Source organism: Phaeobacter sp. G2 (assembly GCA_025163595.1).
Taxonomy (GTDB): Bacteria; Pseudomonadota; Alphaproteobacteria; order Rhodobacterales; family Rhodobacteraceae; genus Pseudophaeobacter.
On record CP104100.1, the window covers coordinates 3,702,336 to 3,724,423 of the forward strand.

Here is a 22,088-nt window from a genome sequence, read left to right on the forward strand (position 1 = left end):
CGAGCGCCAGATGCAGTCTTCTTTCGCCCAAAACCTGCGCTGGCTCTGTGCCGAAGCGGGGCCGATTGCGCAGACCTGTCGTGGCATTGGCATCAATCGCCAGCAGTTCAACCGCTACCTCAGCGGTGGCGGCGCCCCCTCGGCCCATAACCTGCGGCGCATCAGTAAGTATTTTGCCCTGACAGAGGCAGAGCTGCTGGCCCCCCATGATAAATTCTGCGCCGCACAGGGCGCGCGGCTGGATAAGGCTGCGCTGGCCGCAAATCCCTCATTTTTGCCGTTCAACCGGCTGTTTCAAAACCAGGCCCGCCCGCTGCGTCGGTTTTTAGGGGTCTATCACGCCTATTACTGCACCCCGACCTGGCCAGGGCAGATCCTGCGCAGTCTGATCCAGCTCCGGGCCGAGGATGGTCTGGTTGTCACCCATACCTATGAGCGGGCGACCTCCGGCGACGGCAGCATTCGCCAGCGCAGCCGTTATCACGGGCTGGCCAGCTTTCAGGGAAACCGGCTGTGTATGTATGAGACCCACCGGCGCGCAGGTGGTTTCTTGTCGGAGACAGTTTTAATGCCGGAACACCCACAACAGACAACCTATCTGCAGGGGCTGACCCTTGGGGTATCTGCCCGCCCGGATCAACAGCCCTTTTCCACCCGCACGGTCTGGGTACGCATCTCTGAGCGCACCAGCGCCCGCGAAGCCCTGGCGCTGACCGGCGCCTACCCCAGCACCAGCGTCAGACTGGACCCAAAGGTGCGGCGCCTGCTGGGAGACCAGCCACCTATCAGCATCACTCCAGAGCCGTAGCCCAGAAAATGCAGAGCTTATTTTGGCAATTTGGGCGCCGATTTTTCCAACGCCAGATCAGCATCCGAGAATTTCCAGGGACCACGGACGCCAGGAATGCCCTCTGGTGAAATCTGCATTCCGCGATGCTGCAACTGTGGATCCTCAAAGGCCTGACCCACGGTATTGATCGGACCCGCCGGAACCGTCGCCGCCTCCAGTGCTGCCAGCAACTCTCCCTGGCTCCAGCCCGCCAGCACGGTTTCCAGCAAGATCGTCAGGGCATCGCGATTGGCCACCCGCAGTTGGTTCGAGCTGAACCGCGCATCCGCCTTGATGCCCGCCAGACCCAGCACATCGCACAAGCGCTGGAACTGGCCGTCATTGCCCACGGCCAGAATGATATGCCCATCCTGTACCGCCATGACCTGATAGGGCGCGATATTGGGATGCGCATTGCCCAGCCGTGTCGGGCTGTCACCGGTGGCAAGATAGTTCATCGCCTGATTTGCCAGAACCGCCGTGGCGCAATCCAGCAAGGACATGTCAATGTGCTGACCCCGGCCCGTGGTATGGCGCTGTTCAACCGCCGCCAGAATGCCAATGGTGCCATAAAGCCCGGTGACCACATCGGTGATCGCAACCCCTACCTTTTGCGGCTGGCCCTCAGGCTCACCGGTGATCGACATCAAACCGGACATCCCCTGCAGCAGAAAATCATAGCCTGCGCGTTTGGCATAGGGTCCGTCCTGACCAAACCCGGTGACCGAGCAATAGATCAGCCGCGGGTTCACCTGGGCCAGGCTCTCATAATCGAGGCCATATTTCGCCAACCCACCGACCTTGAAATTCTCGATCAGAATATCCGCATCCCGGATCAGCTCCAGCACCTGCGCGCGCCCCGCTTCGGTGCGAAAATCCGCCACAACACAGTCTTTGCCGCGATTGGCCGCATAATAATAGGCTGCTGTTTTATCATCGTCGCGCTCAATAAACGGAGGCCCCCAGCTGCGGGTATCATCTCCATCAGGACTTTCGACTTTGGTCACTTTGGCGCCCAAATCCGCCAGCGACTGGCCGATCCAGGGACCTGCCAGAATGCGCGCCAATTCAACAACTTTGAGGCCAGAAAGCGGGGTCATGGGCTATTCCTTACTGGGGTCTTGCCCCGTGCGATCAATCCTGACCGCTACCTACCCTATCCCCTGTTGCCCCTGCAATAATTTGATCAGAAATCATCTCGCTTGCGCACTGACGCCAAGGCGAGGACCTTAAAAACCGCAGGCCCTACGGGCTACTCAAACCAACGCGCCCAGCCATCCAGATAATACCCAACCAAAGCATGTGACTGCACCGTATTGACCGCCACTGGTGTGGGACCACTTTGAGGGTCAAACACCTGCGCCGCCTGCCACACCTCGGGGGTCAGATATTTCAGCTCCGCCGCCAGATTTGCAGGCAGGCCAAGCCGCGTCGAGGCCGGTTTTTGCGGACTGGCCAGTACAAATCCCCAATCGCCAAAGCTCGGCAGATAGGCATGGTAGGGCTGCGTCGACAGCCCAGCCCCCGGGGCCTGGGGGTTACGGCTGGACTGCAGGGTCGCATTGATCGACCAAAAGGCTTCGCGGGCAAACAGTGGCGATCCCGCCTGTGTCACCATAATCCCCTGCGCGCTCAGCCGCTCAACCAAGGTGCCGTAAAACTGGCGGCTGTAGAGCTTGGACAGGGCCAGGTTCTTGGGATCAGGAAGATCTATTATTATCACATCATAGACAGCGCTGCTGCCTTCAACAAAGCGCCAGGCATCAACATTTTTGATTTCAAGGCGCGGATCAGACAGGGATCCGTGGTTCAAAGGTGACAGGTCCGGGTGGTCGCGAAACAGCTCGGTGACGCGTGGGTCCAGATCGACCAGCGTGACCTTCTCGACCTCCGCCCAGCGCAACACTTCCCGTGCCGCCATCCCATCACCGCCGCCAAGGATCAGCACGGATTTGCGGCGCGGCGCCAGCGACATGGCCGGATGCACCAGGCTTTCATGGTAGCGGTACTCATCCAGGCTATCAAACTGGATCGAGTAGTCCAGAAACAGCCGGGTGCGGTCGCGATACCGGGTCACTGTGATCTGCTGATAGGGCGTGGCTTCGCTGAGGATAATGTCATCCTCAAACAGGTTGCTCTCTGTCACGGATACCAGGCGTTCTGCCTGCCATAGTGCAACCAGGGTCACCAGCAACGCGATCGCCCAGACCCCCAGCTGCGCCCGGCTGGTATCGCGACGAAATATCCACAAGGACAGCCCGGCAACCCCGAGGTTCAGCGCCCCAAACGCCAGGCTCCCAGCCATCAGGCCAAGGTGCGGAATGATCAGCAATGGAAAGGCAAGCGAGGCAACCAATGCGCCGATATAGTCAACGCTGAGAACATTCTCAAAGCGGAACTCCGGCGCGCCAATGTCTTTGAGCACCCGCGCGATCAACGGGATCTCCAGTCCCGAAAGCAGCCCAACGGTGATCAGCAATCCGTACAACGGCAGGCTGACGCTCTCCATCCAGGCAAAGGTCAGGAACACCGCCGGCGCCATAAACCCACCCGCGATCCCCAGCAGGATCTGCGCCCAGACAAAGCCCGCCATTGGGCGCTCCACATAGCGCGACAGCCAGGCCCCCAGCCCCATGGACGACAGAAACACCCCGATCACATAGGAGAACTGTCGCACGGAGTCACCCAGCAGGTAGCTCGACAATGTGGCCGCAATCAGCTCATAGATGAGGCCGGCCACAGCCACCAGAAAGGTTGCCACCAAAAGCCAGGCTTCCCGCAGGCGCAGGGACTTGGCCGCCGCAAGCGGGTCAGTTGATGCGCCTGCGCCCTCTGTCGTCTGCACCTGCGGCTCAGGAGACAATGACAGCCGCAATGATGATCGAAATCGAAACGAACACCAAACCAATCAACACCGCCAGCGCCATGTTCTGATCCTGCTCGATCTCTTTCATGATGGGAAAAGGTGTCATCCAGTCAATGACCTTCCAGATCAGCCCCATGAGCGCGACGCCCAGAATTGTATAGACAACAGTGCTGATCATTTCAGCCAGCTGAATTGCGGCAAGATACTCCATGAGAATCCTCTCTATTTGATACTTCCATTCAATCCCCGCCCAGCGCTGACAGCGCGGATAGAGCGATCCAAATCACGGCTTTCGCCGCCATGGCCCAGATAGGCGACATAGGTGGTTCCAGCGATAGCCAGCCCCGAGAGCACAACAAAGACCAGCCGAAATAACATCATCTCAATCGTCGTCCTCATCAACCCAGTCGCTGTCGCGCCAGCGGGCCCTGTTATGCAGATAACGGCGCAGCATCGGCAGGCCGCCAACACAGCCAAAACCAAGCGCCAGGAGAACCAGCCAGAAACTGCTGGAAACGCCATTGCGAATTTGCAGGCTCACCTCAGTCAACTGGCGTTGCGGCGAAGAGGCGCGGTTCACATTGGGCGCCCAAAATCCGCTCTCTTCCAAATCCAGCGTCACCGCATAACGACCGGCCGCCGGCGGAAAAAAGGCCAGGCTCGCCGCATTGCTGCCCTCGCTCCAGCTGCCCTCATTGTCGCGCCCATGATAATATTCCACGGTGCGCCCGGACTCAAACAGAACCTCCCCCTCGGGATCTTCCAGCTCTACCGAAAGGAAGTGCCAACTATTGCGCCCATTTCCCTGTAGATCAATACGGGTCAGACGCCCTGGTTCGCTCACCTCAAACGGGATGGTTACCGGCAGTTCCGTAACCGAGAACCGTTGCCGCGTTTCGGCTAGCCTGCCGTTTTGCAGGAACATGACAAGCGCTAAACCCAGGCACAGCGCCATACAGCCCAGTGCCGCCTTGGTCAGGAAAGCTGCATGGGCGCCTGCCTTCAATTTCTGAAGCGCATGTACTCCGCTTGGCTTGCTCCCAATGTCCAGATCAAAGCCGGAAACCTCGGTCGGCTCCAGATAGACCGTATGGTAGATCTCGCGTTCGCGTTTGGTGGTCGAAAAGCCCAACATCGCAGTGTCGGACATCGCCGTAATCGTGGTGGTCTTCTGTCCCTTGCGCGGCGCCCAGGTGAATTCGCCCTCTGCATAGGTCACCGCGCTGGTTGAGGTCTCATAATATTGGAACACCTCTCCCCCGGCCCGCACCCTCGGGCGGGTATCTGCGCGGTTGACCTCAGCTTCTGACAGCCAGCCCACCGGCTTGCGGTAGCGCCGCGAAAAGGTCAGATGGCCATCCTCAAGTGTCAGCCAGGCATAGCCATGAGTGGGAGAGAACACCTGATGATCCACCCATTTCCAACTGCGCCCGCGCCAGACCTCTTCGTGTTCCAGTAGCCCAATGACAGTGTAGTTCACCCCAAAGATCTGCCCCGCCGCCCCAATCTTGATCGGGGTCTCCGGGCGCTCCAGAATATTGAATTTTACCAGGGTCTTATAATTGTCCAACGCATCCAGCGCCGTGCCACAATAGCTACAGATATGGGTTGTCACCCGGCCGCCGCCCAGAACGTCGAGCCCGGCGCCACAGGCGGTGCAGTTGATCGACTTAAGATCTGGGTTCAGGCTCATGCTGCTTTGACCTCGACCTCAAAGGGGTCGATCCAGCTGCCAATGAACCACTCATAGTCCTTGCCGACACTCTCCGCCGACAGCACAGTGCCATTCTCCCCCTGCAGGTTGAGAAAGCGATAGCTCTCTCCGACCGTCAACGGGTGCCCAAAGCTGCCCTTGAGGCCAACACATGTTCCGGTTCCCTCTTCGTCGACGCGAAACCCTTCAGTCTTGTAGCGCAGCGTACGGCCCAGACGCAGCGTCCCCCGAAATTGTGGCCAGTCTTTTTCTGGCAGTTCACGCTGCAGGATCAGATCGCCCTCATCGACGGAAATCCACACCGGATTGCCGGAGCCGTCAATCGCCCAGAATTCATCCCAGGTGCCGCGCCCGTAGGAAAACCGGGCATGGCCCAGAACCTGATAGCGCCCCTTGCCGATCTTGAGCTCATCGCCCAGCTGGCAAATCATCGGCACCTCATGCAGCACCCCCTGGCTGCCCGCAAGACGCAGCCCCGCATCCTCAAGCAGCAGAGTGGTCGCACAGGACTCGCAGGTGATCATCTTGACGCTTTTGATCGCCGGGCTGACGCCGCTACCACAGTTGGGACAGTTCATTTCGCTCATGGGCCAATTCTTATCATTCAGGCCCTGCTCGCAACGGGAAAAAACACCATTTTCCCTCATGCTTGCATTTTGCAACATGCCAAGGACTGGACAGATTCATCCTGAAATACAGATGCGCCCTACCCGCCCAAGGGTTCAATTTCACGCCCCCTGAGCCCGCAGGTTTCACAAGATGCAAAAAATCTAACAAATATATGATTTTAATGCCTGAAATTTACGCCATCCCGGCGCCTGAGCTCAACGCATAGCGGCTATGACGGCGCTGCGGCTGGTGGCGCGGAGAACCGCCGCCTATTTTCACCCCATGGGAGACGTTTTATCAGGAGTGACCTGCAAATGGCACATACCGCACATTATACCGCCCCAACCGCCTTTGGACTTTTGAATCTTCTTGCGAAGCCCTTCACAGCCCTTGGCAGAGGTTTGGTCGCAATGGCCGAAAACGATACGCGCTACAAAACCCTAACCAAACTGATGGCGATGAGCGACGAAGAGCTTGCAAAACGTGGCCTCAAGCGTGACCGGTTGGCACATCATGTCTTTTCCGACAGCTACTACCTTTAGGTCTGGTTGTACGATTTCGCGGATGCGCTCGGTTTGAGATCCAGCCAAAAGTTTACGGCTGTTCAAAATGGGCGCATCCTGCCATTGTCTGACAGATCATCCTAGCTGCGATCTTCGTCGATGGCTCAGTCAGGTTGATGGCTCAGGCCGATGATGGCTCAGGCCGGTAATGGCCTATGCAGACCGAGGCATCTGTTCTTCCTCATAGTCCATATCATCCACGTCGAAATCGTCAGTGGCTTCGGCAAAATCCACCTCAGACACACTGTCCTGCCAAGGCTCAGGCGCACTGTCCTGCCAAGGCTCAGGTGCACCGTCCTGCCAAGAGGTTGCGTCTTCGACCTGATCCTGCTCTTCGCGCAAGACAAACTGATCAACCAGCTGATTCAGTCCGCGTGTTTCGCCATTCAAAGACTGGATAGCAGAGCTGGACTCATCAACCATGGTCGCATTTTTCTGGGTCACCTCATCCAGCTGAGACATGCCGATATTGACCTCGTTGATCCCCGTAGCCTGATTGGCAGAGACCGCAGAAATGCCCGATATCAGCTCTGAAATCTGGGCGACCTGCTGGACAACCGCTTCCAGTGCCTTGCCTGCACCGTCAACCTGCTGCACCCCATCCTGGACATGATCGGAGCTGGTCGCGATAAGGATTTTGATCTCCTTTGCCGCTTCAGACGACCGCTGTGCCAGCTCACGCACTTCGGAGGCCACAACAGCAAATCCCCGCCCCACTTCGCCAGCGCGTGCCGCTTCAACCCCGGCATTAAGCGCAAGAAGGTTGGTCTGGAAGGCGATGTCATCAATCACCCCAATGATCTGCGAAATCCGACTAGAGGACGCCTCAATTTCGTTCATGGCGGCAATTGCCCCCTCAACGACCCGCCCACTGTGTTCCACGTCGCTGCGCGCTGTCACCACCGCCTGCTCGACTTCTTTGGTGTTTTGCGCCGCAGTGTTGACGCTCATAGCCATCTGCTCCAGCGCTGCTGCAGTCTGCTCCAGCGTTGCGGCCTGGCTGGCAGTGCGCGTCGACAGATCCTCGGATGCGACCTGAATTTCACTGGATCGTCCCTGAATACCCTTGCTGGCCAATACCACCTTGGAAATCAATTCATTCAGGTTATCTACCGTTTCATTGTAATCAATGCGCAGTGGATCGTATTCATCGTCAAAGGTTTCATCAATACGGTCACTAAAGTCCCCTTTCGACATATTTTTCAACCCGTTCCCAAGACGGGTGATAACACGCTCCCCTTCGGCTCGGCCCGCCTCTTGTTCGGCGAGAGTTTTTACAACAAGGGCAGTAATCACATCGATATCATGGGCAATTTCACCAAAATCGTCCGGGCGCATTCGGTCAGAGATCCTGATCTCAAAATCCCCTTCCGCAACATCTTTGAGCGCCATGCGCAAGCGTTCGATTGGTCTGGTAATGGTCAGCGTCGTTTTGCGCGCATTATATAGCACCACCAAAATGGTCAGGCCAGAAATACCCAATAACGTATAAAGCATATTTATATCATGGGCCCGCGCCGCCACCGCTGTTTCCGCGGCACGCGTTTCAATGCTTTCACCAAGAGAGAGAAGCGCTTCTTCCAAGGCGTGGAATTCTTGCAAATAGGACGGCAGCGCTGCCAGAGCAGCGGCACTATCGCGAAACCCCAAAGCCTGAAGAGCCTGGCTAGAGGCGAGGCTCTGCTCTGCCATAGGCAAAACTGTTTCGATCGCGGCGGCGGTTTCGGGCTGGGTTTCTGTCACCTGAAGCTCTTTGAGACTGGTCAGAAGGCTCTCTGCCTCTTCCGTCAGCTGCGCCGACAGCGCTGCTTTATCATCATTGGAGAGATCTGCGCCCTGAAGCAGGCCGTAAACAACCAGCCCTTCTATCGCTTCGCGTTTCAGATTTGCGTTTAACTCCTGCCGCACCGTCCCGACAGTGGCGATTTGCCCTTCCAATTCCAATTCACTCTGCCATAGGCTATAGACCGACAGACTGGCCAGAAATACGATAGATAACACCGCTGTAATGCCAGAAACCAGCAATCTTAAGTTTATTGAGACATTCCTGAACATTTAAAAACTCCACAAGGTTGTACGCCCCTTTATTAAAGTTCGTTTATTAAAAATTCAAAAATAGCGCCAAAACAACCCCAGGAAACAGAACCTGCAACCCAAGATATTACTTACCAGAAAATTTCCGTAAATAACAAAACAGGGCATGAAGTTATTAAGCCAATACCGGGTGTTCCTCTAAGGTCACGACCCTATTGGGATTGCAACAGCGTCTCCGCCACGCAGTGCAGGTGGTCCTGCATGATCTGCGTTGCCGCCGGGCTGTCGCCCTTTAGGATGGCCGCTGCCAGAGTCTGGTGCTGCTGCCCCAGAACGGCCATCACCTCAGGCGAATAATGAGCGGCCCGTGTGGTGGCCCAACTGGACTGCGCCCGCACCGTACGGATTGCCTCATAGACTGTCAGAAATAGCGGGTTCTGCGCCATCTCTGCGATTTTATAGTGAAAGACGTCATCCGCAGCGTCGTAGCTGTGTTGATCCGGCGCATCGAGCGTCGCCTGGGCCGCCTGTGCAAAACGCTCGCGCGCTTGGTCATCGGCACGCAGGGCTGCAAGACCTGCCAGGGCAGGCTCGATCTGCAACCGCACCTCCATCACCTCTTGCGGGCTCACCCGTTGCGCGAGGCTCTTGAGCCGCGCGGCGTCAGTTGCGGGGGGCGGTTGCACAAAGGTTCCCTGCCCACGTCTGCGAAACAGGGCGCCTTCGGCCTCAAGCAGATCCAGCGCCTGCCGCAAACGGGCACGACTGACGCCCAGATGCTGCGCCATCTCTCGTTCAGGCAACAGGCGGTCCCCGCGCAGCATGGTTCCGGATGCAATTCCCTGTCGCAACTGCTGCGCCAGATGCTGTTGCGGCTGCCGGGTATCGGATGTGCCTGCTGGGCTGCGTGGAGGGTGATCGGTCATTGCTGGCTACAGACCTGCCAGGTCGCTGAACATACGCGCAGAGGTCAGCATCAAGAATACGCCAAAGGCCAGTCGCAGGGCTCGGCGCGGAATGCTATGGGCCAGTTTAACCCCCACCCGCGCAAAGCTGGTGCTCAATGGAATGATCACCGCTGCCAGGAAAAGGTTCACATAGCCAAAAGAAAACGGCGGCAGCCCCTCGGCGCCAAAACCGGTCGCCATGTAAATCAGCGCTCCGGGCACACCGATCACAAACCCAATGGCCGCTGAGGTGCCAACCGCTTTGCGAATGTCATAGCCGAGGAAATTCAACAGCGGCACACAGACGGTACCGCCGCCAATCCCCATCATGGCCGAAATCGCCCCGGCCACCACGCCCAAAGCGGCCCAGACCGGTTTAGCAAAGCTGCGCGGTGTTGCACTGTCAGCGCCTGTGCGCAGGATCATGTCCAAAGCGACGATGGCCGCCACCACGGCAAAAACCGCAATCAGCACCTTGCCTGACACCACCCCCCCCAGAACGCCACCAATCAGCACCCCGATCAGGATTGACGGCGCCCAAAGCTTGAGCAAGCCCATATCAATGGCGCCTTTGCGATAGTGACCATAGCCCGACGACAGCGAGGTAAACACAATGGTCGCCAGCGAGGTGCCAACGGCCACCTGCATGGTGAGCGCACTGTCCATCCCGGTAAGGGACAATGCCAGATAAAGAGCCGGCACAATGACAATGCCGCCTCCGACGCCCAATAGCCCGGCCAGTATCCCGCCCACGACGCCCGATCCAGCAGCAACGGCCGCCAAAGTCAAAAGGGTTTCGATCTCAAACATGTCTTAGGTTCCCGTTCCTGTATGTGTTCTGCTCGCCAGACAGTTTGCCACGCGCAGCTTAGCGCCCTACCGCATAGGCCTGCATCAGGCGTGGCGTGGCCGCAGCCTGCAGGCTCCCATCCGCATGGCGCAGGGCTGCGGTCAGTCGTCCAACGGTCCAATCCTCGGCCACCGTGACCATATGGCCCCGTTGGCGCAGGTCAGCGATTACGGCCTCGCCGTAAGCCGCTTCAATCATCATTTCGCCAGGCAGGGCGGCGCGCGGATAAAAGCTGCCTTGAAAATGCATCGAATGAAACAGCGGCGCGTCCATACCCGCCTGCAGATCCAGCCCGTGGTGCACAAAGCGCAGGAACCAGATCAATTGCCATTGATCCTGCTGGTCCCCCCCAGGCGTGCCAAAGACCAGCCGGGTGCCGTCCTTTTCTGCCAGGCTTGGCGTCAGGGTGGTGCGCGGGCGCCGCCCCGGCGCCAAGGAGGTGGGCAGCCCCTGCTCCAGCCAGAACATCTGGGCGCGGCTGTTCAGCGCAAAGCCCAGACCGGGCACCACAGGGCTGGATTGCAGCCATCCTCCCGAAGGCGTTGCAGAGACCATATTGCCCCAGCGATCAATCACATCCAAATGTACGGTATCGCCACGTTTCTCCGTGAGATGCGCCATGGTCGGCTCTTGTGGTGCAGCCTCAGCGACGCCAAAGTCCCGCGCCGCCCGGGCGATATAGGCATCCGCCTGATGTTCAAACCCTGGCACCCGACCGGGGCGCTGCTGCAGCGAGGCCTGATCAGTGATCATCGCTGCGCGCCCGGCGTTATACTCATCCGACAACAGCACATCCATCGGCACCGCGCTGTGATCCGGGTCGCCATAATAGGCCTCGCGGTCCGCATAGGCGAGCTTCATCGCCTCAATCACCGTATGGGTGAACTCTGCCCCCATAGGGTCCATCGCTGCCAGGTCAAAATGGTTCAGGATCGCCAGGCTTTGCAACAACACCGGCCCCTGCGACCAGGCCTGGGTCTTATGCACGGTCCAGCCGTGATAGGTATAGCTGAGCGTCTCTTCATACTGCGCCCGCCACTGCGCCAGATCTGCCGCCGTCAACACGGCGCTGTTCTTTTGCTCCGAGACGTCATGCACCTTTGCGGTTTTTAGATACTCCGCGATTGCCTCGGCAACAAAACCTTCTGCCCAGGCGCTACGGGCCGCATCAATCTGCGCCACGCGGTCCGCGCCGCTGGCCTCACCCAGATCCACCAGACGTTGGTATGTCCGGGCCAGATCGGGGTTCTTGAAATTTTCATTTGGTGCGGGCGCAACACCACCGGGACACCAGGTCGCAGCGGAACTGGGCCACTCAGCCGCAAAATAGTCCGCCAGGCCTGCGATGGTATGGGCGACCCCAGGCAAAACCGAGTGGCCGTCGCGCGCATAGGAGATTGCAGGCTCCATCACCTGAGCAAGAGACAGGGTTCCATGGTCGCGCAGCATCAGCATCCAGCCATCAAAAGCGCCGGGAATGACCGTGGCCAGCAGTCCTGAGCCGGGGATGAGCTCCAGCCCCTGTGCCCGGTAGTGATCTATCGTCGCCCCGGCCGGCGCCGGGCCTTGGGCGGCAAGCACTGTCGTCTTGCCGGATTTAGCGGAATGGAAAATGGCTGGTAGATCCCCGGCAGGGCCGTTCAAATGCGGCTCGACCACCTGCAACACCAGCCCGGCGGCCACCGCCGCATCAAAGGCATTGCCGCCACGCTCCAGAATGCCAAAGCCTACAGCCGAGGCGATCCAATGGGTTGAGGTTGCAACACCAAAGGAGCCGCGAATTTCTGGCCGTGTGGTAAACCCCTGCATCTGCGCCCCCTTGCGACCTGTTTCGGCCCGTCATGTTTCGGCCCGTCATGTTTAGGCCCGTCACGTTTCAGCCTGCAACAGCCAGCTGAACCAATTCTACATTGGTTCAAAAACACTCAAAGCCCGCCAAGAGTCAAGCCCAGCAGATCAGGCACAACCTTATGCCCCGCGCAGGGCAGTCGCGGGGCATACAAAATAAATTGGGAAAGTGCCCAAAGGAGCGGCCTGCCTGCTCTGTGTCAGTTCTGTGAGGTCGGCGTCGCCTCGGTGGGCAGATCAAACACCGTGGCGCCGGTATCGGCTGAGGTCACAGTGCGGCGGAACATGCCAAACATTTCGCGCCCCGTGCCGTGCTGATAGGCGCTGAGATCGGCGCTGGCGCTGGCGCGGTCCAGCACCCCCTCTGTGAGGATCTCCAGCGCGCAACTGGTGGCATCCAGCCGGATCATATCGCCATCGCGAACCTTGGCAATTGGTCCACCATCCAGGGCCTCGGGAACCACGTGAATCGCCGCCGGCACCTTGCCCGAAGCCCCAGACATGCGCCCATCGGTGACCAGCGCCACCTTGTGACCCCGCCCCTGCAGGATCGCCAACATCGGGGTCAGGCTGTGCAGCTCGGGCATGCCATTGGCTTTGGGGCCCTGAAAACGCACCACGACAATAACGTCGCCGTTGAATTCCCCCGCCTTAAAGGCCGCCTTGGCGTCCTCTTGGTCGTGGAACACCCGCGCCGGCGCCTCGATCACATGATGTTTTTCATCCACCGCCGAGACCTTGATCACCGCAGTCCCCAGTGAGCCCGTCAGACGTTTCAACCCGCCCGTCGCCTGAAACGGCTCCGCAGCCGGGCGCACAATCGCAGCGTTCAAGGTCTCCTTGGGGCCAGGACGGAAGGTCAGCCCCTCCTCCAAGAGCAACGGCTCTTGGGTGTAGCTCGCAAGCCCCTCGCCCGCCACAGTTTTGGTATCCCCATGCAGGAAGCCCGCCTCCAGCAGCTCACCGATCATAAAGCCCAAACCGCCAGCGGCGTGGAAGTGGTTCACGTCAGCCAAGCCGTTGGGATATACCCGCGCCAGCAGCGGCACCACCTCCGACAGGTCCGCAAAATCCTGCCAGTCCAGAATGATCCCGCCGGCGCGCGCCATGGCGATGAGGTGGATCAATAGATTGGTGGAGCCGCCCGTGGCCATCAGCCCGACGATGCCATTGGCATAGGTCTTTTCATCCAGCACCTGGCAGATCGGCGTATAGTCATTGCCAAGCGCCGAGAGCGCCAGCGCCCGTTGTGACCCCGCTACCGTCAGCGCCTCGCGCAGGGCGGTGCCGGGATTGACAAAGCTGGAGCCGGGCAGGTGCAGCCCCATGAATTCCATCAACATCTGATTGGAATTGGCGGTCCCGTAAAACGTACATGTGCCGGGGCCATGATAGGCCGCCATCTCGGCTTTCAGCAATTCGGCCCGGTCGATTTCTCCGGCGGCAAACTTTTGTCGGATCTGCGCCTTTTCGTCATTTGCCAATCCGCTGGTCATGGGACCCGCAGGCAGGAAAACCGCCGGAATATGACCAAAGGCCTGCGCCCCGATCACCAGCCCCGGAACGATCTTGTCACAGACCCCCAGATAGACCGCCGCATCAAAGACATTGTGGCTCAGCGCGATGCCGGTGGCCATGGCGATGGTATCGCGGGAAAACAGGCTCAGCTCCATACCCGCCTCGCCCTGGGTGACACCATCACACATCGCAGGCACTCCGCCCGCCACCTGCGCCGTGCCCCCGGCCTGACGCAGGGCGTCGCGGATCAGCGCCGGATAGGTTTCAAAAGGCTGATGCGCTGACAGCATATCATTATACGCTGTGACAATGCCCAGATGGCCGCTGCTCGCCTCGGCAAGTGTCGCTTGATCCGCTCCGGTGGCGGCATAGGCATGGGCCTGCCCCGAACAGCTGAGATGCGCCCGCGCCGGTCCTTTGACTGCAGCGGCCTGCATGCGCTCCAGATAGGCGCTGCGGCTGGCGGCGCTGCGGGCGATGATCCGGTGGGTTACCTCGGCGAGAGTTTTATTAAGTCGCATGTAAGAGGCCTTTCGGGTGTCTGGCAGGTGCTAGCGATGGGTCGGCAAAGGGGCGGTGGTGAAACGCATCAGGCACCAATAGTGCGCCAACGGCGATTATCGCGGTGCATCAGCAACAGGGAATCCTCAGGCCCCGAGCCGCCACGATCATAGGCCTGGGGGGCGGCGCCGGACTGGCTCCAGCCGTCAATGATTGGATCGGCCCAGGCCCAGGCGGCCTCGACCTCATCCCCGCGCATGAACAAGGTCTGGTTGCCGCGAATGACATCCATGATCAGCCGCTCATAGGCATCCTGGGGACGCCCCGCTTCGGGCAGGGAGTCGGCAAAGGTCATATCCAGATTGGCCCCGGTGAGCCGCATGCCGCCCGGGCCCGGATCCTTGATCGTGGTGCGCAGGGTGATGCCCTCATCCGGTTGCAGGCGGATCACCAGGACATTGCCATGCACCCCGTCGGCGCCTTCAAAAATGTTATGGGGCGGATCACGGAAATACACTGCAATTTCGCTTTCACGGGCCCGCAGGCATTTGCCTGTCCGCAGATAAAAGGGCGTCCCGGCCCAACGCCAGTTGGCCACCTGCACCTTCATCGCGATAAAGCTCTCGGTGCGGCTGTTGGGATCACCGGCGTGATCCAGATAGCTGTCGGCAACAGCCCTGCCGGGGGTGGCACGATATTGCCCCCGTGCCAGATCGCCCTGCGCCACCGTTTCCAGCGCTTCGATCACTTTGACCTTTTCATCGCGCACCGCATTAGAGGTGAACCGCGAGGGCGGCTCCATCGCAGTCAGGCAGAGCAGCTGCATCAAATGGTTCTGCACCATATCCCGCATGGCCCCAGAACGGTCATAATATTCCCCCCGCCCGGCGACGCCGATGCTTTCGGCAACGGTGATCTGCACATGGTCGATATGGGTGGAATTCCACAACGGCTCAAACAGGGAGTTGGCAAAGCGCAGCGCCATCAGGTTCTGCACCGTTTCTTTGCCCAAATAGTGGTCAATCCGGTAAATCTGGCTTTCGTCAAAATGATCCCGCAACGCCGCGTTCAGCGCCTGTGCCGACCCCAGATCATGGCCAAAGGGCTTTTCCAGAACAATCCGGCTCTCTGGTGTGGCAATGTTGCAAGAGCTAAGACGGCTGGCGATTTCAGGGAACAGACTGGGTCCCACGGAGAGGTAAAACACCCGGATCACATCGGCGCGCAGATGGCTTTTCAGCGCCAGCCAGCCGTTGTCGTCTTTTGCATCCACTGGCACATAGTCCAGCAATTGAACAAAGGCGGCGATATCCTCTTCTCCGGTCTCCCCCTCCTGGCCAAACTCCCGGATGGCCTCGGCCACGAAGGCCTGAAACCCGGACTTGTCCAGCTTGCTGCGCGACGTGCCGATGATGCGGCTTTGGGGGCTGAACTGCGCGATCTGAAAACGGTGAAACAGGCTCGGCAGGATTTTTCTGCGCGCCAGATCGCCAGTGGCACCAAAGAGAACCAGATCAAAGGGGTCGACGGGGATAACGCGAGAAACCATAGTGATATCAGATCCAGTTGCGATTGGCGCCCCACCGGGTGCGCCTCAGGTTGCGGGGGTGGAGGCTGTCAGTTTTGCCACCAACCCAAGGGTAGAGCCATCCTTGCTGCTGTCCGTGGCGCCTTGAATAAGTGGCAGCAGACCAACGGCGAGCTCTTTGCCGAGTTCAACCCCCCATTGGTCAAAGGAATTGATCCCCCAGATGACCCCCTCGGTAAAGACACGGTGTTCATACAGGGCAATGATCTGGCCCAGTGCAAAGGGGGTTAGACGGGGATAGGCAAGGGTGATCGACGGACGGTTGCCCGGGAAGGTCAAATGCGCTGTCATGCGATCCAGATCACCCTCAGGGATGCCGCGGCTTTGGGCCAAGGCGCGGGCCTGTTGCGCAGAGCGCCCCAGCATCAAGGCCTCGGATTGGGCCAGGCAATTTGCCTTGAGCAGATCATGCTGATGCGAAAGCTCGGCTTCATGCCCCTCTGCCGCAATCAGGAACTCGGCGGGAACCACATGGGTGCCCTGGTGGAGCAGTTGATAAAAGGCATGCTGACCATTGGTCCCAGGCTCCCCCCAGACAATCGGACCCGTGGTGCGGCGCACCGGGCTGCCCTCCAGCGTCACAGATTTGCCGTTGCTTTCCATATCCAGCTGCTGAAGATAGGCCGGCAGGCGCGCCAAGCGTTGCTCGTAAGGCAGGATTGCGCGCGTATTATAGCCGCAGATATTGCTGTGCCAGATGCCAACCAACCCCAGCAGAACCGGCAGGTTGTGGCGAAAATCCGCAGTTTGGAAATGCCGGTCCATCGCCGCCGCACCACTGAGCATGGCGCGGAAATTATCACGCCCAACCGCAATCAGAATAGGCAGGCCCACAGGCCCCCAAAGCGAGTAGCGCCCGCCAACCCAATCGGCAAAGCCAAAGACCCGTTCCGGGGGAATGCCCATTTCAGTGGTCTTGTCCAAAGCCGTAGACACCGCCGCCAAATGCCCACTGGCCTGATCGCCAAGAGCGGCGCGCAACCAAGAGATCGCGGTTGCCGCATTGGTCATGGTCTCAATGGTGGTAAAAGACTTTGAGGCGATGATAATCAAGGTGGTTTGTGGATCCAGCCCAGCCAAGCAATCGGTAATATCGGCGCCGTCGACATTGGAAACATAGTGGCAGCGCGGCCCATCGTGATAGGGCGCAAGGGCGCGGGTTGCCATGACAGGGCCCAAATCTGAACCACCAATGCCAATATTCACAACATCCGTGAACTGCGCCCCGGTTACGGTTTTATAGGCACCGCTGCGCAGAGCCCCGGCAAAGCTTTCCATACGTTGCAGGGTCTGCTGGATTTCCGGCATGACATCCTGACCATCGACCATCACAGCCGTATCGTTCTGGCTGCGCAGGGCTGTGTGCAACGCAGCCCGGCCTTCCGTGACGTTGATAGGATCGCCCCGAAACATTGCTTCGATCTTGCTGGCCAAGCCAGCCTGTTCCGCCAGATCAACCAGCGCATTTAGTCCGGTTTCGTCTAGGGCGGTTTTGGAAAAATCCAGCAACAATCCGTCGGCTTGGGCAGAAAAGCTCTGAAACCGGTTTTGATCTCTTTCGAAAAGTTCGGTAATCGACATCTCAGAAGTTTGTCTGCGGTGCTCACTCAGCTTCGACCAAATTTCGCTCATTTTCCAATACCTTTATGAACCCACCTAGCCGAATCATACCTCCCGCTCTTATGCAATACAGTTAGCGCTAACGATTGCGCAAGAGAAGCCCCAACTGTGAATGTTTTGGCATCCCCAGCAGGGCATAAAGTGGCGGGGCAGTCTAGGCGCTGCAGGTATAGGCCACCTCACTTCCAGCCCCGCCCGCAATCAGTAAATCGCAGAGCTTTCGCCCCCGCAAAGCCGCCGCGCCTACTGCAGACCGCTGTTTTGCAATGCAGAGCTTGCCCAGTGTTGCGCGCACCATCGCAATGGAACAAAGTGACATGTAGACTGGCAAACAGGGCCTGCCCCGTACATGAGGGATGTCTGGGCCGACATGGCAGCGCGTCACATCGGCCACAAAAGACCTCCGCTCCCTGACCGCCTGGGTTCACTGGACAGTCCGGTCTCCCGCGTTACCCCGGCCGCCCTGCCGGAACCAGGCTGCTAAAGGGTTTGCCGGTGGCCTCTTCGTATTCCTGCTCATCCCAGAATCCGATCAGAATACCGCCCTCTGCTGCAATTTTCTGGCGGGCCAGAACTGCAGATGTCGCGGTTATCCGGGTGTGGTGCCGTCGCGCCCAATCCAGCAGCGCCGCCTCCATCCGGGCGCGCACCGCAATGTGGTCTGCCTGCTCCGAAGCGCCCAGATCTTTCACTTCCTGCGGGTCGGTTTCCAGATCGAACAGCACCGGTCGGAAGCCTTCGCAGCGGATAAATTTCCACCGTCCATCAAATATCATCACCGTATGAGCATGTTCCTGCGCCACGCCCAGCGCGCGGGCCATATCGGACCAGTGATAGTCATGTTCGCTGATCGCATAGCGTCTGGAAAAGCCTTCTGTCCCGTTCAGGATCGGTGTCAGATCGCGCCCTTCAATGATATGCGGCTTGGCCTCGCAGCCCAGCGCATTCATAAATGTGGGTGCCAGATCAATCATTTCGACCAGCTCTTCGCAGATGGACCCGCGCGAGGCATCCGCCTCGCTGCGGGGGTCTGCAATGATCAGCGGCACTTTGGCGGCAACATCGTGGTAGAAATCCTTGTCGCCCATCCAGTGATCGCCCATGTAATCGCCGTGATCCGAGGTAAAGGCGATGATGGTATTCTCGCTCAAGCCCGCCGCCTCCATCCAGGCAAAAAGCCGACCGAGGTTATCATCGAGCTGCTTGATCAGCCCCATATAGGCCGGGATCACATGTTCACGCACATGGTCGCGGGCAAAGCTGCGACAGACACGGGCGTTCAGATAGGCCTGCATCAGGGGGTGATCGGTGTCGCGCTCCGCTTCAGAGCGGACCGGAGCGATGACGTGCTCTGGCCCATACATATCATGGTAGGGCTTTGGCACGATGTAGGGCCAATGGGGTTTGATATAGGACAGGTGGCACATCCAGGGACGTCCATCCGCAGTAGCCTCAGTCATGAAATCAATGGCGCGATTGGTCATATAGGCGGTCTCGGAATGCTCTTCGGGCACATCCGCAGGCAAGCGCGAGTTTTTCAGTAGCCAGGCCGACAGCCGTTCGCCATTTTCATCCAGGCCCGAATTGGCAAAATCACCCCAGGGGTTTTCTGACTTAAAGCCGTTTTCCACCAGATAGTCATCATAGGCAGACCATTTTTGGCGGGCGCTATCAGGGTGCAGACCATCGTCACGCTCAAAAGGGTCAAAACCACATTCAGACCGGCTGACGCCAATCGTGCTGTCGGGATCAATGCCAAGCCAGGCCATGCCCTCCAGATCTGCGGTCATATGGGTTTTTCCAACCAAAACCGCCCGCGCACCTGCCTCGCGCAGGTGATCGCCCAAGGTGGGTTCCCCAACCCGCAGCGGCATACCATTCCAGGTTGAGCCATGGCTGCGCACATAGCGCCCGGTATAGGCCGACATCCGCGACGGACCGCAGACCGGCGACTGGATATAGGCCTTGTTGAATTGCACCCCGCGTTTTGCCAGGGCATCAATATGCGGTGTATGCAGGTGCGGGTGACCATAGCAGCTCAGGTAATCAAACCGCAGTTGATCGGCCATAATCCACAAAACATTGGGGCGTTTGGTCATGGTTCTTTCTCCTCCTCCAGCAGATCATCTCCTCGGGCAAAGATATTCGTCTCGTCCCGGTCCTGCCTGGCCTTCATTTTTTCGGCCCTGTTTCTTTCGGCCACAGTTTTTGCTGACTTGGGCATAAGCCCCCAGCGACCAGATAGAGCCTGAAAAACAAATAAATGACAAGTCATATATCTTCACCCCACCAACCCCGGCATGGTCGCCCGACATTACCTGCACTGCTAAGCGCCCCCCCTCAAAGGGGAGCATGCCTGCAAAACAGGGGCCTTATTCAGCAGGGCAGGATGTTGCGGCGCTGCTGTCGCGCAGGCCACTCCGGTAGGCCTTGGGCGTTTGGCCAGACCAGCGCTTAAAGGCCCGTGAAAAGGCGCTTTGTTCAGAAAACCCGGTCAAAAAGGCAATCTCAGAGAAGGAATAGCTCGACGATTGAATAAGCTGCTGGGCGAGTTTCCGGCGCGATTCGTCGGTGAGGGATTGAAAACTATGCCCCCTCTCGCTCAGCCGTCGCTGAAAGGTGCGCCCCCCCAGTCCCATGTTTTTGGCAACCTCCGACAGCTGCGGCACCCCACCACTCAGCAGTTTGGCAATTTCCTCAATCACCTGGGCTTCAAAGCTTTGCTCCTGGTCACGTTCTTTTTCCAGCATCTGCTCCAGATGAGAGATCAGGAAATTCCAGACACCTGTATCGCCAATGCTGCTAGGCTGATCAACGTCCTGGACATCAAAATGCAACGCATCCGACCGGGCTCCAAATTCCGGCACACAGCCAAAATGCTCTACCAGGGCATCAATAGAGCCGTCTCTTTCATGGACAAATTGCACATGGCAGGGCTGAAATTCCGGGCTGGTCGTTTCACGACAGAGCGTCAGTGTCGTACCCATGGCGGCCTCTACCGACAAAAAGGCCCCGAGCCGGTCCGTCTTGGGGGCCTGCATGGACCAACAGAACCGATCGCCCTCCTGTTCGGCAGAAAAACTCGCAACGCGATTGTGTAGTCGGGTATAACGCCAAATTCGCTGAAACCCATGACGCAGGGTTGGGGCAGATTTCAGCGCAAGCCCAAAGACGCCAAACTCATCGCACCGCATGCTCCGACAGGTTTTCATGTGAAACCTCAGATCCGGGAACTCGCTTTTGGCAACCTCCTCCATCAGGTCGTGATAGGCCTCAACCGGCACCATGACCGTAGGGTCGGCTAACGTTTCTGGCGTCAGGCCGACCAGATCCAGCAGCTTGCCCTTGTCGGCTATCTGGTCTGCATGTTCGATCTGTTTTCTGGCGTAGAGTGTCGAAACAGAGGTCAAGTCCCGGCTCCAAATTGATGCGCTCAACAGACTACCAAGCGCCTGAGCTGCGATCAAATATCAGTAACATTTACGTTACCAAAGGGTCAACCTTTGGCATTTGCTGTCAAGTCTTTGGCACATCCAGTCAATATTTTGGCACCAGAAATCACGTATTCATTTTGACATCCAGTGGGTTTGGAGCTGTTTTCTCTGCAAAAGCAGGTTCGACCCTTTACCGCACCGTTTTTGCCTCAAGGAATAAATCAATGAACAGCTTCATGCCTTTCATCAAATTCACCGCAGTTGCCTTGCTGGGCGGCAGCGCCACCTTAACAGCCGCAACGCTGGTTCTTGGCCTGGGCGCCCCGCTGGCAAGAGCCCAAACCCAGGCTCCCACGCCTGTGGTGCTGATCAGCGATGCTCAGCACAATCCTTCGTGATCTGGGATTTCACCTGACCCTGGTTGAGATCTCAGGCCCGACTGTGACCAGTCAAACAGTGGCCAGCCAAACAGCGCCCAGTCAAACAACGCCCAGTCAAACAACGCCAGGAGCGCAGAGTTAGCCGGTCTTGCGCAGGATCCCATATTGCGCGTAGCCGCGATAAAGCTGGCGGCATTGTGCCCTGCCGCCCAGCTCACGGGCGATCTTGTCGAGCTCGCTTGCCAACTCTAATCGTGGGCTCACATGGAATTTCGTCAGCCAGCGATGCAGCAGGCCCCGGCACCAGCCGGGCCATCCCTCCAGATTGGAAAAATCCACAACATGCAGCGTGCCGCCCGGAGCAAGCGCCCCAAAGGCCTGGCGCAAAGCCTGCTGCCAATCCGGGATCATTGAAATCCCGTAAGAGATAAAGATGCGATCAAATGCGTCGCGGCCGAACAGTTGCGCGGCCTCAAAATGGCAGGCATCAGCCTGAGCCAAGGCAACCCGCGCGCCCAGTTTTTTCCCGGCGGACACCAACATCTCTGACGAGATATCAAGCCCGTAAAAGGTGCAGTCGGGGTATTTCCCCTCAGCCAATTGCAAATTTCGCCCCGTGCCACAGGCAAGTTCAAGAACATGCGCGTCGGCGTCGGGCGCCAGATCATCAATCAGCGCATCGCGCCCAAACAGATAGTACTTTCGGGTCAAATCATAGAATATGCGTTGATAGCGGTAGGTTTGGTCCATCAGTGCTGCATGGGCATTGGGGGTCGCGTCGCGCATC

General features: G+C 58.5%; 19 protein-coding genes. 3 read left to right on the forward strand and 16 right to left on the reverse strand.

What is annotated here, in order from left to right; all coding sequences use genetic code 11:
• Nucleotides 1-10: 10 nt before the first annotated feature.
• On the forward strand, nucleotides 11-808 hold the full coding sequence (locus N1037_17575) for a helix-turn-helix domain-containing protein (GenBank protein UWS79049.1): 798 nt from the start codon (nucleotides 11-13) through the stop codon (nucleotides 806-808).
• Between the two features lie 17 nt (nucleotides 809-825).
• Here N1037_17575 and N1037_17580 read toward each other — a convergent pair whose 3' ends face one another.
• From N1037_17580 to N1037_17605, 6 genes are all read right to left on the reverse strand, one after another.
• Complete coding sequence (locus tag N1037_17580) at nucleotides 826-1,929, reverse strand: CoA transferase (GenBank protein UWS79050.1); 1,104 nt, start codon at nucleotides 1,927-1,929, stop codon at nucleotides 826-828.
• Between the two features lie 152 nt (nucleotides 1,930-2,081).
• A complete protein-coding gene (locus N1037_17585) occupies nucleotides 2,082-3,674 on the reverse strand; it encodes a polyamine aminopropyltransferase (GenBank protein UWS79051.1) in 1,593 nt (530 codons plus the stop codon).
• A 7-nt stretch (nucleotides 3,675-3,681) separates the two neighbouring features.
• Entirely contained in the window at nucleotides 3,682-3,906 is a 225-nt protein-coding gene (locus N1037_17590) for a DUF350 domain-containing protein (GenBank protein ID UWS79052.1), read from the reverse strand.
• Between the two features lie 11 nt (nucleotides 3,907-3,917).
• Nucleotides 3,918-4,076: a hypothetical protein gene (locus tag N1037_17595; GenBank protein ID UWS79053.1), complete on the reverse strand. Its 159-nt coding sequence runs from the start codon at nucleotides 4,074-4,076 to the stop codon at nucleotides 3,918-3,920.
• Between the two features lies 1 nt (nucleotide 4,077).
• On the reverse strand, nucleotides 4,078-5,388 hold the full coding sequence (locus tag N1037_17600; protein ID UWS79054.1) for a DUF4178 domain-containing protein: 1,311 nt from the start codon (nucleotides 5,386-5,388) through the stop codon (nucleotides 4,078-4,080).
• Nucleotides 5,385-5,996 carry a DUF4178 domain-containing protein gene (locus N1037_17605; GenBank protein UWS79055.1) on the reverse strand — a complete coding sequence of 204 codons (612 nt, stop codon included), beginning with the start codon at nucleotides 5,994-5,996 and terminating at the stop codon, nucleotides 5,385-5,387. The genes N1037_17600 and N1037_17605 overlap by 4 nt, the downstream gene beginning before the upstream one ends.
• A 336-nt stretch (nucleotides 5,997-6,332) precedes the next feature.
• Between N1037_17605 and N1037_17610 the strand changes: the two genes are divergently transcribed.
• Nucleotides 6,333-6,560 carry a hypothetical protein gene (locus tag N1037_17610; GenBank protein UWS79056.1) on the forward strand — a complete coding sequence of 76 codons (228 nt, stop codon included), beginning with the start codon at nucleotides 6,333-6,335 and terminating at the stop codon, nucleotides 6,558-6,560.
• Nucleotides 6,561-6,734: 174 nt separating this feature from the next.
• Here N1037_17610 and N1037_17615 read toward each other — a convergent pair whose 3' ends face one another.
• From N1037_17615 to N1037_17655, 9 genes are all read right to left on the reverse strand, one after another.
• Nucleotides 6,735-8,582, reverse strand: a complete 1,848-nt coding sequence (locus N1037_17615; protein ID UWS79057.1) for a methyl-accepting chemotaxis protein — start codon at nucleotides 8,580-8,582, stop codon at nucleotides 6,735-6,737.
• 245 nt (nucleotides 8,583-8,827) lie between these two features.
• Complete coding sequence (locus tag N1037_17620) at nucleotides 8,828-9,541, reverse strand: FCD domain-containing protein (GenBank protein ID UWS79058.1); 714 nt, start codon at nucleotides 9,539-9,541, stop codon at nucleotides 8,828-8,830.
• Between the two features lie 6 nt (nucleotides 9,542-9,547).
• Entirely contained in the window at nucleotides 9,548-10,372 is an 825-nt protein-coding gene (locus N1037_17625; GenBank protein ID UWS79059.1) for a sulfite exporter TauE/SafE family protein, read from the reverse strand.
• A gap of 58 nt (nucleotides 10,373-10,430) precedes the next feature.
• Nucleotides 10,431-12,221 (reverse strand): gamma-glutamyltransferase family protein, encoded by a 1,791-nt coding sequence (locus tag N1037_17630; GenBank protein ID UWS79060.1) that lies wholly within the window; start codon nucleotides 12,219-12,221, stop codon nucleotides 10,431-10,433.
• A gap of 239 nt (nucleotides 12,222-12,460) precedes the next feature.
• Entirely contained in the window at nucleotides 12,461-14,299 is a 1,839-nt protein-coding gene (gene edd / locus N1037_17635; GenBank protein UWS79061.1) for a phosphogluconate dehydratase, read from the reverse strand.
• A 68-nt stretch (nucleotides 14,300-14,367) separates the two neighbouring features.
• Nucleotides 14,368-15,828, reverse strand: a complete 1,461-nt coding sequence (gene zwf, locus N1037_17640) for a glucose-6-phosphate dehydrogenase (protein ID UWS79062.1) — start codon at nucleotides 15,826-15,828, stop codon at nucleotides 14,368-14,370.
• A 45-nt stretch (nucleotides 15,829-15,873) separates the two neighbouring features.
• Nucleotides 15,874-17,499, reverse strand: coding sequence for a glucose-6-phosphate isomerase (gene pgi, locus N1037_17645; protein ID UWS79063.1), 1,626 nt, complete (start codon nucleotides 17,497-17,499; stop codon nucleotides 15,874-15,876).
• 437 nt (nucleotides 17,500-17,936) lie between these two features.
• Nucleotides 17,937-19,586: a sulfatase-like hydrolase/transferase gene (locus N1037_17650; GenBank protein ID UWS79064.1), complete on the reverse strand. Its 1,650-nt coding sequence runs from the start codon at nucleotides 19,584-19,586 to the stop codon at nucleotides 17,937-17,939.
• Between the two features lie 273 nt (nucleotides 19,587-19,859).
• Entirely contained in the window at nucleotides 19,860-20,897 is a 1,038-nt protein-coding gene (locus N1037_17655; GenBank protein UWS79065.1) for an AraC family transcriptional regulator, read from the reverse strand.
• Nucleotides 20,898-20,914: 17 nt separating this feature from the next.
• On the opposite strand from N1037_17655, the gene N1037_17660 reads away from it, so the two are divergent.
• Nucleotides 20,915-21,319, forward strand: a complete 405-nt coding sequence (locus N1037_17660) for a hypothetical protein (protein ID UWS79066.1) — start codon at nucleotides 20,915-20,917, stop codon at nucleotides 21,317-21,319.
• A gap of 120 nt (nucleotides 21,320-21,439) precedes the next feature.
• Here N1037_17660 and N1037_17665 read toward each other — a convergent pair whose 3' ends face one another.
• Nucleotides 21,440-22,087 (reverse strand): class I SAM-dependent methyltransferase, encoded by a 648-nt coding sequence (locus tag N1037_17665; GenBank protein ID UWS79067.1) that lies wholly within the window; start codon nucleotides 22,085-22,087, stop codon nucleotides 21,440-21,442.
• Between the last annotated feature and the right edge of the window lies 1 nt (nucleotide 22,088).

What these genes read in the sequence shown, in the direction of transcription:
- N1037_17650 (UWS79064.1), bottom strand. Translation starts at nt 19,586, where the DNA reads ATGACCAAACGCCCCAATGTTTTGTGGATTATGGCCGATCAACTGCGG.
- zwf (UWS79062.1), bottom strand. Translation starts at nt 15,828, where the DNA reads ATGGTTTCTCGCGTTATCCCCGTCGACCCCTTTGATCTGGTTCTCTTT.
- N1037_17665 (UWS79067.1), bottom strand. Translation starts at nt 22,087, where the DNA reads ATGCGCGACGCGACCCCCAATGCCCATGCAGCACTGATGGACCAAACC.
- pgi (UWS79063.1), bottom strand. Translation starts at nt 17,499, where the DNA reads ATGAGCGAAATTTGGTCGAAGCTGAGTGAGCACCGCAGACAAACTTCT.
- N1037_17580 (UWS79050.1), bottom strand. Translation starts at nt 1,929, where the DNA reads ATGACCCCGCTTTCTGGCCTCAAAGTTGTTGAATTGGCGCGCATTCTG.
- N1037_17605 (UWS79055.1), bottom strand. Translation starts at nt 5,996, where the DNA reads ATGAGCGAAATGAACTGTCCCAACTGTGGTAGCGGCGTCAGCCCGGCG.
- edd (UWS79061.1), bottom strand. Translation starts at nt 14,299, where the DNA reads ATGCGACTTAATAAAACTCTCGCCGAGGTAACCCACCGGATCATCGCC.
- N1037_17625 (UWS79059.1), bottom strand. Translation starts at nt 10,372, where the DNA reads ATGTTTGAGATCGAAACCCTTTTGACTTTGGCGGCCGTTGCTGCTGGA.
- N1037_17660 (UWS79066.1), top strand. Translation starts at nt 20,915, where the DNA reads ATGCGCTCAACAGACTACCAAGCGCCTGAGCTGCGATCAAATATCAGT.
- N1037_17590 (UWS79052.1), bottom strand. Translation starts at nt 3,906, where the DNA reads ATGGAGTATCTTGCCGCAATTCAGCTGGCTGAAATGATCAGCACTGTT.
- N1037_17575 (UWS79049.1), top strand. Translation starts at nt 11, where the DNA reads ATGCAGTCTTCTTTCGCCCAAAACCTGCGCTGGCTCTGTGCCGAAGCG.
- N1037_17610 (UWS79056.1), top strand. Translation starts at nt 6,333, where the DNA reads ATGGCACATACCGCACATTATACCGCCCCAACCGCCTTTGGACTTTTG.
- N1037_17600 (UWS79054.1), bottom strand. Translation starts at nt 5,388, where the DNA reads ATGAGCCTGAACCCAGATCTTAAGTCGATCAACTGCACCGCCTGTGGC.
- N1037_17630 (UWS79060.1), bottom strand. Translation starts at nt 12,221, where the DNA reads ATGCAGGGGTTTACCACACGGCCAGAAATTCGCGGCTCCTTTGGTGTT.
- N1037_17620 (UWS79058.1), bottom strand. Translation starts at nt 9,541, where the DNA reads ATGACCGATCACCCTCCACGCAGCCCAGCAGGCACATCCGATACCCGG.
- N1037_17595 (UWS79053.1), bottom strand. Translation starts at nt 4,076, where the DNA reads ATGATGTTATTTCGGCTGGTCTTTGTTGTGCTCTCGGGGCTGGCTATC.